The sequence below is a fragment of the Empedobacter sp. 225-1 genome (assembly GCF_030328185.1).
In the GTDB taxonomy this organism is placed as follows: Bacteria; Bacteroidota; Bacteroidia; order Flavobacteriales; family Weeksellaceae; genus Empedobacter; species Empedobacter stercoris.
In genome coordinates this window covers 1-11,237 of sequence record NZ_JACALO010000059.1, presented here as the reverse complement: position 1 = coordinate 11,237, position 11,237 = coordinate 1, and the positions used below count along the sequence as shown (strand labels likewise).

General features: G+C 31.8%; 9 protein-coding genes and 1 tRNA gene. 6 read left to right on the top strand and 4 right to left on the bottom strand.

All coding sequences use genetic code 11. From position 1 onward, the window contains the following. Positions 1 to 110: 110 nt before the first annotated feature. Complete coding sequence (gene tpx, locus HX088_RS13140) at positions 111 to 611, bottom strand: thiol peroxidase (protein WP_286484390.1); 501 nt, start codon at positions 609 to 611, stop codon at positions 111 to 113. 111 nt (positions 612 to 722) lie between these two features. Here tpx and HX088_RS13135 point away from each other — a divergent pair, with 111 nt between their 5' ends. From HX088_RS13135 to HX088_RS13125, 3 genes are all read left to right on the top strand, one after another. Then, positions 723 to 1,904, top strand: coding sequence for a pyridoxal phosphate-dependent aminotransferase (locus HX088_RS13135; protein ID WP_286484389.1), 1,182 nt, complete (start codon positions 723 to 725; stop codon positions 1,902 to 1,904). A gap of 201 nt (positions 1,905 to 2,105) precedes the next feature. Further along, positions 2,106 to 2,179, top strand: a tRNA-Met gene (locus tag HX088_RS13130). Positions 2,180 to 2,326: 147 nt separating this feature from the next. Next, complete coding sequence (locus HX088_RS13125; RefSeq protein ID WP_171621811.1) at positions 2,327 to 3,379, top strand: NAD(P)/FAD-dependent oxidoreductase; 1,053 nt, start codon at positions 2,327 to 2,329, stop codon at positions 3,377 to 3,379. A gap of 65 nt (positions 3,380 to 3,444) precedes the next feature. On the opposite strand, the gene HX088_RS13120 is transcribed toward HX088_RS13125, so the two are convergent. Together HX088_RS13120 and HX088_RS13115 are read right to left on the bottom strand one after the other, a co-directional pair. After that, positions 3,445 to 4,830: a DUF5723 family protein gene (locus tag HX088_RS13120; protein WP_286484388.1), complete on the bottom strand. Its 1,386-nt coding sequence runs from the start codon at positions 4,828 to 4,830 to the stop codon at positions 3,445 to 3,447. A gap of 181 nt (positions 4,831 to 5,011) precedes the next feature. Next, positions 5,012 to 5,803, bottom strand: a complete 792-nt coding sequence (locus HX088_RS13115) for a TIGR00266 family protein (protein WP_286484387.1) — start codon at positions 5,801 to 5,803, stop codon at positions 5,012 to 5,014. 146 nt (positions 5,804 to 5,949) lie between these two features. Between HX088_RS13115 and HX088_RS13110 the strand changes: the two genes are divergently transcribed. Both HX088_RS13110 and polA read left to right on the top strand, forming a co-directional pair. Next, a complete protein-coding gene (locus HX088_RS13110) occupies positions 5,950 to 6,282 on the top strand; it encodes a 2Fe-2S iron-sulfur cluster-binding family protein (protein ID WP_171621814.1) in 333 nt (110 codons plus the stop codon). Positions 6,283 to 6,378: 96 nt separating this feature from the next. Next, on the top strand, positions 6,379 to 9,210 hold the full coding sequence (gene polA / locus HX088_RS13105; protein ID WP_286484386.1) for a DNA polymerase I: 2,832 nt from the start codon (positions 6,379 to 6,381) through the stop codon (positions 9,208 to 9,210). Between the two features lie 55 nt (positions 9,211 to 9,265). Here the strand turns inward: polA and HX088_RS13100 are convergent, their stop codons facing one another. Next, positions 9,266 to 10,429 carry a pepsin/retropepsin-like aspartic protease family protein gene (locus tag HX088_RS13100; RefSeq protein ID WP_286484385.1) on the bottom strand — a complete coding sequence of 388 codons (1,164 nt, stop codon included), beginning with the start codon at positions 10,427 to 10,429 and terminating at the stop codon, positions 9,266 to 9,268. Between the two features lie 141 nt (positions 10,430 to 10,570). On the opposite strand from HX088_RS13100, the gene HX088_RS13095 reads away from it, so the two are divergent. Further along, positions 10,571 to 11,164 (top strand): hypothetical protein, encoded by a 594-nt coding sequence (locus tag HX088_RS13095; protein ID WP_286484384.1) that lies wholly within the window; start codon positions 10,571 to 10,573, stop codon positions 11,162 to 11,164. Positions 11,165 to 11,237 lie beyond the last annotated feature (73 nt).

The window sequence follows — 11,237 nt, the reverse complement described above, 5'->3', positions numbered from 1 at the left end:
AATGAGCCCGATACAATATCGAACTCATTTTTATAATTATTAATTTTTAATCTGTCCAAACTTTTGGGTGCAGTCTAGAAAGTAACGCTTTTTGTTTATAAGTATTTTGATTATTTAATTGCTGCCAATGCCTGTTGATAATCTGGTTCTTGACCAATTTCTGGTACTTGTTCAGTATAGGCTATTTCTCCATTTGGATTAACAACTACAACAGCACGAGATAATAAACCATTTAACGGTCCGTCTACCATTTTTACACCATAAGCATTTACGAATTCTTCATTTTTGAAATCAGATAATGTTTCAACATTCTCTAAGCCTTCGGCAGCACAAAAACGAGATAAAGCGAATGGTAAATCTTTCGAAATACACAAAACAACCGTATTTGGGGCAGAAGAAACTTCTTGATTAAATGTTCGTACAGATTGTGCACAAACTCCAGTGTCAACACTTGGAAAAATATTTAAAACAACATTTTTTCCAGCGTAATCAGCCAATGTTTTTTCACTTAAATCACCAGCTGTTAAAGCAAAAGTTGGAGCTTTTTCACCAACTGTTGGTAAACTTCCTCCCGTTTGAATTGGATTTCCTTTAAATGTAATTTGAGCCATAATTTTTTGTTTTATTATCGATTTTTAATGATTAAAAGTAACAAAATTATACGGAGAATAAAGTATCTTCGCATTATTAAATTGTTACACTACAAATAACTCACAAATATTATGCAACTTTCAAAGCGTTTACAAAATTTGAAACCATCTGCAACAATTGCAATGTCTGCAAAAGCAAGAGAATTAAAATCACAAGGAATTGATGTGATTAGTTTAAGTATTGGAGAACCAGATTTCAATACGCCAGATTTTATCAAGGATGCGGCAAAAAAGGCAATCGATGAAAATTATTCAGGTTATCCTCCAATTGCTGGATATGCAGATTTGAAGGAAACGATTTGTAAGAAATTTAAGCGTGATAATAACATCGACTATTCTCCTAATCAAATCGTTGTTTCTACAGGTGCGAAACAATCTATTTATAATGTATTGCAAGCGATTGTAGACGAGGGAATGGAAGTGATTATTCCAACACCTTATTGGGTTTCTTATTCTGATATTGTCGAGTTATCAGGTGGTACACCAGTCTTTGTAGAAGGTGCTTTAGAAGCTGATTTCAAAATTACACCAACGCAATTAGAAGCCGCAATTACAGATAAAACGCGAGCTATTATCTATTCTTCTCCATGTAATCCTTCAGGATCTGTTTATACAAAAGAGGAATTAAAAGGTTTGGCTGAGGTTTTAGCGAAATATCCAGATGTAATTATAATTTCGGATGAAATTTATGAACACATTGTTTATGGAGAGAAAAATGTTTCGATTGCATCTTTTCCAGAGGTATATAATCAAACCGTAACTGTAAATGGTTTAGCAAAAGCATTTGCAATGACAGGTTGGAGAATTGGTTTCATAGGAGCGCCAGCTTGGTTGGCTAAAGCCTGCGAAACCTTACAAGGTCAAGTAACTTCAGGAGCAAATTCTATTGCACAACGTGCGGCGATTACAGCTTTAGAATCAGATCCTAGCGCTGTTCAATATATGGTTGAAGCTTTTGCAGAGCGTCGCGAATTGATGTTAGGTTGGGCAAAAGAAATTCCTACATTTAAAGTAAACGAGCCAAAAGGAGCTTTTTATTTGTTTCCAGATGTGACAGCAACTTTCGGAAATACCTATAAAGGCGTAACAATAAACAATGCAGATGATTTAGCATTATATTTATTAGAATATGCACAGGTTGCAGTTGTTTCGGGTTCTGCTTTCGGATCGAAAAATTGTATACGTATGTCGTATGCAGCATCTGTTGATGAATTGAAAGAAGCAATGACACGCATCAAAAATGCTTTAGCGTAAATTGAAATTGAAATAAACACCAAAATCCTCAAGTTTTTCTTGGGGATTTTTTATGAATCAAAATATTATTAAAATAATTACGAAAACAACATTCAATATTTCAATTAATTAGCCTGTTTATGCTACTTTTTATTAAAAATATTTCAAAAAAGATTTGTTTTAATCGAAAATAACCTCTTATATTTGCACCACCAAAAACAAGGCGAGGTAGCTCAGATGGTTAGAGCGCAGGATTCATAACCCTGAGGTCGGCAGTTCGATTCTGCTCTTCGCTACAACTTCAAAGACAAATTCACAATTGAATTTGTCTTTTTTATTTTCATTAAATATTATTGGACTTCTGATGATAATCATCGATTAATCTATTCAAATTCATTAAATTTGCATTCAATTTAGTAGTGTTCTAAATAAAATCTTAAAAAATGATTCAAACAGATATAGTTATCATCGGGGCTGGTCCTACAGGGCTTTTTGCCGTTTTCGAAGCAGGTTTATTAAAAATGAGATGTCATATTATTGATGCACTTCCTCAACCAGGAGGACAATTAACGGAATTGTATCCTAAGAAACCAATTTTTGATATTCCTGGTTATCCTTCTGTTGGTGCAGGTGAATTGATTGATAATTTGATGGAGCAAATTAAACAATTTGAGCCAGGTTTTACTTTGAATGAGCAAGCAACGACAATTGATAAGCAAGAAGACGGAACGTTCATTGTGACGACTAATAAAGGAACACAAGTTCACGGAAAAGCGGTTGCAATTGCTGGGGGATTAGGTTCTTTTGAGCCTCGTAAACCAATGATTGAAAACATTGCAGACTATGAAGAGAAAGGTGTTGAGTATTTTGTAAAAACTCCTGAATTGTTTCGCGACAAAAAAATTGTGATTGCAGGTGGAGGAGATTCTGCTTTGGATTGGTCGATTTTCTTGGCTGATGTTGCTGCAGAAGTAACTTTAGTTCACAGACGTAATGAATTCCGTGGAGCATTAGATTCTGTTGATAAGGTTATTGAATTGAAAAAAGCGGGTAAAATTAATCTAATAACTCCTGCTGAAATTACTGGAATAAAAGGTGATGGAAAAGTAGAAAATTTGGTAATCGAAAAAGAAGGTGAAACTTTTGAAATTGAAACAGATTATTTTATTCCATTATTTGGACTTTCTCCAAAATTAGGACCGATTGCGAATTGGGGATTGGAGATTGAGAAAAATGCGATCAAAGTAAATAATGCATTAGATTATCAAACAAATATCGAAGGAATTTATGCGATTGGTGACGTTAATACCTATCCAGGAAAATTGAAATTAATTTTATGTGGTTTCCACGAAGCAACTTTAATGTGTCAATCTGTTTACAATCGAATGAATCCAGGAAAAAAATTTGTGTTAAAATACACAACAGTTTCTGGTGTAGATGGTTTTGACGGAACACGTAAAGAAGCCGAAAAAGCAGTTGTTAAAGCAATTGATTAAATGAAATAAAAATTTTATAGAAATATTTTTTAAACCTTTTACACATCGTGTAGAAGGTTTTTTTATTAATCACAAAAACATTCTTCTCTACTTCGTCTTTTAGCTTCATTATCCCAAAAAGGATAAAATTTTAATCCAAAATAAAAGTTGGCAGCATTCAATTTTTTCTGCTTAAAAACGATTGGAATTGCATTGTCACTTCCCAAAATTAGCGGTCCAATTCTTACATAACCGCCAAAGGTTACATTCTCGTAATCATAGATAGAAAGAGAAGGACCTATTCCAAAACCATCTTTTTGTATGGTATAAGACGTTTGCAAAACATTTGTTCTTTTCAAACTATTTTCAAATACAGGAACTCGTTGTATCCAATTGATATTCCAATAATGATTTTCGATGATTTTTTTACTTAAATTAAGATGTAAACTCGTTGGTAAACCGATTGAAAAATTATTTCCCGTTTTAGATTGTGTTTCATCACCATAAACCTCTTTGCTCAAAATACCTAAATATTGATCAATGCTTTCAAAATCAACTCTATCTAAATTTGGATTGTTACGAAGTTGAACTCTTTGCGAAGGATTGTAGAAATGATGGTTGTCGCCTCTGAATTTCACCAAACCAACATCTAATAAATTGACAGAAAATTTAAAATCATATAGTTCGTCATTTATTCTTCTATTCACAAATGCAATTCCTAAATCTATTCCTATTCCATTTCCTCTATTGCGAAGAATGTATTTATCGCGATCAAAATCATAGTTAGTTGAATATCCTGCTTCTATGTCATAATTCGAAGCATAAATATCTGCATCAGGATTGTCAGTTGTACTTGTTATAGTTGGTTCTGCTTCAAGTTTTATTGCATTTTTACTTTTGATATATGCGCCGTCTAAACCTAAAAGATATTTAATATTTGCACCAATAATTACTTCAGAAGTGTTTGTTGTGTATAAATTTGTCGCAACATTTACGCCTAATTCAGCCCAATTAATTGCATTTGTATTTGTAGGTTCAAACGCATAATTTTTTGGTTCTATTTCATTCTGATTACTAAAACGAAAATAATTATCTAAATCTTTAATAGAACCTTGTGTACGAAGCCGAGTAAAAATACCAAATCGAAATGTTTGATTATTAATTCTCTTTTTAAAAGAAACGGAAGGTCCCATAATGTCATTTTCTAAATGATAAGAAATAGTATTTTTAGTTGTGAAATCTAAAATGTTAGAATGTGTTTCTCCTCTTATTCCAGCTTTGATATTGGCTGATTTTGTTTCACCTTTTATTAAACCTAATACATTTTGATCGGATATGTAAGCGTAATCATTTCTGAATAAAATATCCTCAGAAATAATATTTACATCCCATTTATTTGGATTGAAGTAGGAATTGGTTGGAGAAAATACAACTCCATTAATTCCGTTATATTGATCATTGCTAAATGACACTATATTTTGGCCAAAAACTAAATTTGAACAAAAAAGAATGATAAATAATAAGCATTTATTCAACTGAACTTTAATTTAATTAAAGTTAGTGAAAAATTAAATAATGATGAGAAAAATATTGTATAAAAAAATGAGTTTCACGTTGAAAATTATTTAGTAAGCTGTTTAATAAATAGTTGATTTAATCACCGTCAATTAATCTTCCTAATCCTCCTAATATAGAGCCTTCACCTTGAGAAGAACCACCAGCTGAAGGTGCATGAGCGATAATACGATCAGCCAAACGACTGAAAGGTAACGATTGAATATAGACGACTCCAGGACCTCTTAATGTTGCAAAGAAAACACCTTCTCCTCCAAAAAAAGTATTCTTGATTCCGCCTACAAATTCGATGTCATAATGTACAGATTGTTCAAAACCTACAATACAACCCGTGTCTACTTTCAGAACTTCTCCTGCTTGTAAAACACGACGATATAATGTTCCTCCAGCATGAATAAAAGCCATTCCATCACCTTCTAACTTTTGCATGATAAATCCTTCGCCACCAAAAAGACCAGTTCCTAATTTTTTGTTGAATTCTATTCCAACCGAAACACCTTTTGCCGCGCAAAGAAAAGCATCTTTCTGACATATAAATTTACCATTTACTTCTGGTAGATCAATCGGAACAATTTTTCCTGGGTATGGTGCCGCAAATGAAACTTTCTTTTTTCCTTGTCCATAGTTGGTATAAGACGTCATAAACAAACCTTCTCCAGTTAACATACGTTTTCCAGCATTCAATAATTTTCCGAAAATTCCGCCACTTTGTTGCGAACCATCACCAAATATAGTTTCCATTTTTACGCCATCATCCATCATCATAAAACTACCTGCTTCAGCTACAACAGTTTCTTGTGGATCTAATTCAATTTCGACGAATTGCATTTCTTCGCCATATATTTTATAATCTATTTCGTGTGCATTCATTTTTTAAAATTTTATAGAATTAGTAGACAAAATACGGATTTCGTAACAAAACTTATTTAAAATTATTATTAAATATTAACCAATGAGGCATATTCTTTTTTTCAAGATAAACAATCCGTATTTTTGTATTACTTGAAAGAACTATTATGGCAGACATAAAAATAACAATTATAGACAGAGAAGGTGTTTCGCACGAAGTGGATGCACCAACAGATATGAATATGAATATAATGGAGTTAGTTCGTGCTTACGAATTAGCACCAGAAGGAACTATCGGCGTTTGTGGAGGAATGGCGATGTGTGCTTCATGTCAATGTTATGTTTTAACTCCAGAAATTTCTTTACCAGAAATGAATCCAGATGAAGATGCAATGTTAGCAGAAGCTTTTAATGTAAAAGAAAACTCAAGATTGGGTTGTCAGTTACATTTATCGGATGAAATGGATGGCTTGGTGATCGAATTAGCACCAGAATATTAAATTTTAGTTTTACGTAGTGCGTGATAAGTTCTACGTTTTTTTTATTAAAATATCGTTGAACGTAAAACGTTAGGCGTAATACTTAAAACTTATTAAATGAATCAATTAGATAAAAGACTTTTTTTGTTAGATGCCTATGCCTTAATTTTTAGAGGTTATTACGCATTTATCAAAAATCCACGAATCAATTCCAAAGGTTTCAATACATCAGCAATTATGGGATTTACCAATTCATTGTTCGATGTTATTCGTCGTGAGCAACCAACACATTTAGCCGTTGTTTTTGATGTAGGTGAAGCAACTGTACGTACGGTAGATTATGCAGATTATAAAGCAAATCGTGATGAAACACCCGAAGCGATTAGAGATGCGGTACCTTATATTCAAGAAATATTAAAGGCACTTTGTATTCCTGTTTTATATGCGCAAGGTTACGAAGCAGATGATGTAATTGGGACGTTAGCACAGAAAGCCGAGAAAGAAGGTTTTACAACTTATATGGTAACGCCTGATAAGGATTTTGCACAATTGGTTACAGATAAGATTAAAATGTACCGACCTGCAGCAAACGGTAAAGGAGTTGAGATTTGGGGAATAGAAGAAGTCAAAGAAAAATTTGATATTGATAGCCCAAGTCAAGTGATTGATTATCTTGGAATGATGGGTGATGCAGTTGATAACATTCCAGGATTACCAGGTGTTGGAGCTAAAACAGCAAGTAAATATTTGAAAGAATTTGGATCGATGGAAAATCTTTTAGCGAATACAGATAAACTAAAAGGGAAAGCCAAAGAAAAAATTGAAGAAAATAAAGAACTTGGAATTCTTTCCAAAAAATTAGCGACAATTTTGACGGATGCACCAATTGAATTTGATGAAGAAGATTTAACCGTTTGTCCGCCAGATATAGAAAAAATAACTGAACTTTTTACAGAGTTAGAATTCCGTAGAATGTTAGAAACAGTCTATAGAATTTATGGATTGGATACATCTGGAATAATCAAGGAAGCACAGGAAGAAATATCATTTGCAAGTCAAGAAAACTCTAATCAATCTGCACAACAATCCTTATTTGATTTTACTTCGGATGAAGAAATTGTTCCTCAAAATTCAGCATTCACAGATATTTCAACAACCAATCATTTGTATCAATTGATCGATACAAAAAAAGGTCGTGAAATTTTGTTGCGAAATATTCTGAAACAAAAAGAAGTGACATTCGATACAGAAACGACTTCACTGGATGCATTGGAAGCAGAATTAGTCGGAATTTCGTTTTCTTGGGAAAAAGGAAAAGGATATTATATACCTTTTTCTACTGATTTTGAAGAAACAAAAACGATTATCAATGAATTTAAACCTTTCTTTGAGGACGAAACTATTTCGAAAATTGGTCAAAATTTAAAATATGATATCAAAGTTTTAGACAAATATGACATTGTTGTAAATGGTCAAAATTTTGATACGATGATTGCACATTATTTGATTAATCCAGATATGCGTCATAACATGGATGTGTTGTCGGAAACCTTTTTGAGCTATCAACCTGTTTCAATCGAAAGCTTGATTGGAAAAAAAGGGAAAAATCAAAAGAATTTTCGTGATGTTCCGTTGATGGAGCAAACAGAATATGGTGTAGAAGATTCGGATATTACGAATCAATTGAAAAATCTTTTCGAACCAGAATTAATCAAAGCGAATACACACAAATTGTTCACTGATCTTGAAATGCCGTTGATGCAAGTTTTAGCTGATATGGAATTGGAAGGTGTGAATTTAGATGTTCCATTTTTGAAAGAACTTTCTGTAAAGCATGAAGCGAAATTAAGAGAATTAGAAACAAAAATTCACCAAGATGCTGGAGAAGAGTTTAATCTTAATTCGCCAAAACAATTAGGAGAAATCTTGTTCGATAAGTTAAAATTAGATCCAAAAGCAAAGAAAACCAAAACTGGACAATATGCAACTGGAGAAGAGATATTATCGAAACTGGAAGATAAACATCCAATTATTAAGGATATTTTAGAGTATCGTCAATTACAAAAATTAAAATCAACTTATATTGATGCACTGCCAGAATTGGTGAATCCAAAAACGGGTCGCGTGCATACAACGTATGCGCAAACTGTGGCAGCTACAGGACGTTTGTCTTCTGTAAATCCGAATTTACAAAACATTCCGATTCGTTCGGAAGAAGGACAACAAATTCGTAAAGCTTTTGTGGCGAGAGATGAAAATCATGTGATTATTTCTGCCGATTATTCTCAGATCGAATTGCGTTTGATTGCGCAAATGTCAAAAGATCCTGCAATGGTAGAAGCTTTCAAACAAGGAGAAGATATTCACGCATCTACAGCAGCAAAAGTATTTAACGTCGCATTAGATGAGGTTACTCGTGAACAACGTAGTCAAGCGAAAACTGTAAACTTTGGAATTATTTATGGTGTTTCGGCTTTTGGTTTGGCAGAACAAGCGAATATTTCGCGTAAAGAAGCGAAAGTTTTGATTGATGCTTATTACGAAACTTATCCAACATTGAAAGCATATATCGAAAAACAAGTGGAGGTTGCGCGCGATCAAGGTTTTGTAGAAACATTGATGGGACGTCGTCGTTATTTGAAAGATATCAACTCAAGAAATGCTGTGGTGCGTTCTCATGCAGAACGTAATGCGGTAAATGCGCCAATACAGGGAACTGCAGCGGATATCGTGAAAATGGCAATGATTCAAATTCAGAAAGAATTGAAGAAAAATTATCAAACCAAAATGATTTTGCAAGTACATGATGAGTTAATTTTTGATGCTCCAAAAGATGAGGTAGAAAAAGTTTCTGAATTAATCAAATCGACTATGGAAGCGGCAATGCAAATGGATGTTCCGTTAATTGCAGAAGTCGGAGTAGGAGCCAATTGGTTAGAAGCACACTAAAATTTTAACTATTACAATATTTTATAAACGCCACTCGAAGAGTGGCGTTTTTTTGTTATTTTAATAAATCTAATTTAACATCAAATGTAGAATTTTCATCTGTAATTGTTAAAACAAGAGAATTTTGTTGATTAATATAGGTTCTATAATTACAAATATTTTCTATAGGAGTTCCGTTAATTTTAATGACTTGTTGATCAAGTTTTAAATCTTTCATGTTGTCATCAATATCCGAAATAATATATTTATTGTTGAAATAAGAAATACCTATTCCAAACTTTTCTTTAGACGATTGAAGATAAATATTAGGATCTTTTTTTATAAGAATCATTTTTTTGTACCAAGACATAATAATAGGTTGCTGTTTCATAAACGAGAAACCGATTATATTTTTTTCCTTTTCACCTATTTCAATATTTGTTTTTAAATTGAAATTGTCATCAAAATTAGCCTCTGTGTTCTTGATTATAAATGATTTATAAAGTGTTTCATTTGTTTGTCCAAAAAATCCAATAGCTTCATAACCTAAAAAAGTTTGAAAAGGATGCGTTGTTTTTAAGTTTTCGTAATCAGAAGCATTAGCACTTATATAACCATTGAATCCTGAATCTAATAGGAAATTTTGCTTTTTGTTATTGATATTCACATTGAGTAAAGGACGTAAGTCGCTTCCTTTTTTGTTATATTTTAAATTATAATATTCACCTGTTTTAAGGTATTCTTCAAAAATTGGAACATCATAAGGGTATAGAATAATAACTTTTTTCGTAGGATTTAATTCTACAATATATTTACTTACTAAATCCCAACCCAAAACTCCATCGATATTATTACATTCAAAAAGAGGATCTTCTAATGGAGATAAGTATAAACTACGTTTTTTTATATCCGTTTCATTTGATTTTTCTTTTCCAAAACTTAGCGTATTAAAGTTAATTTTATTTATAGTGTTAATTTTATCATTAACATCTTTTACTTTTTTTTGACCAGAATTTGATTCAATTTCAAACCGATTAGAATTTAGAACGGTAAATGGAGAACCTGTATCAAAAATAAAATTATATGCTTTATTATCAAGATTGATCGTTATTAAAGGAACTCCTGAATCGTCATTATAAGGTAAAATAATACCTTTTTTTTGAAGTGTAGAAAACTCGTTATTTTGACAAAAAGATGTGATTGAAGAAAAAAGAAAGATAAAAAATAATATGTTTTTCATAAATGTGGTTTACGTATTTACTAAAGATACCGAATTTTTTTTATTTAAATGTTTTTGTTAAAATATATTTAAAACTTCATGATTTACAAATTCTTAACAGTTTTAAAATATATCTTTATCGTAAATCAATTTAAAAACTATATGACTAAACTATTTTACCTTTTTATATTATTTGCAATTTCGGTGAACGCACAAATTGTAAATATAACAATCACAGATTTTGCAACTAATTTACCTTTGGATGATGCAGACATTTATTTCAAGAATTCGACAAAGAATTTTGTTTCGGATCAGCAAGGAAAAGCGATTATAGATTTGAGTAATGTTTTGCAAACAGATGAATTAATTGTTTCGAAAAAAGATTATCAAGATGCTGTTTTGAAAGTTTCGGATTTGAAATCTGAACTCAATATCAAACTCGAAAAAGTATCCGAAGTAGGACTGAAAGAAGCGTTCATTACAAACCTAAAAGCAGAAGGTATTTTGCAGAAAGTGATTGATAATTATGACAAGAATTTTAATACCGAACAACATTTTTATAAAGTGAATTTTACGCTTGATGCTGTTATAGATTCAGTGAATAGAGATTTATTTGATGCTGATTTACAGTTTCGATTCAAAAAAGATCAAGTGAAAATACATTCTAATAATCTAATAAATAAACGAATTATTGGAGAAGGTGTTCATCAAAAATCATTGTATAGAATGAATGAATATTTTAATAATAACCGGTAGTGCATTTGTATTAGATTGTATATAAAAGTTGTACAACCTGCTAAAAAGCAGTAAATTGTAGTTACTACACAAA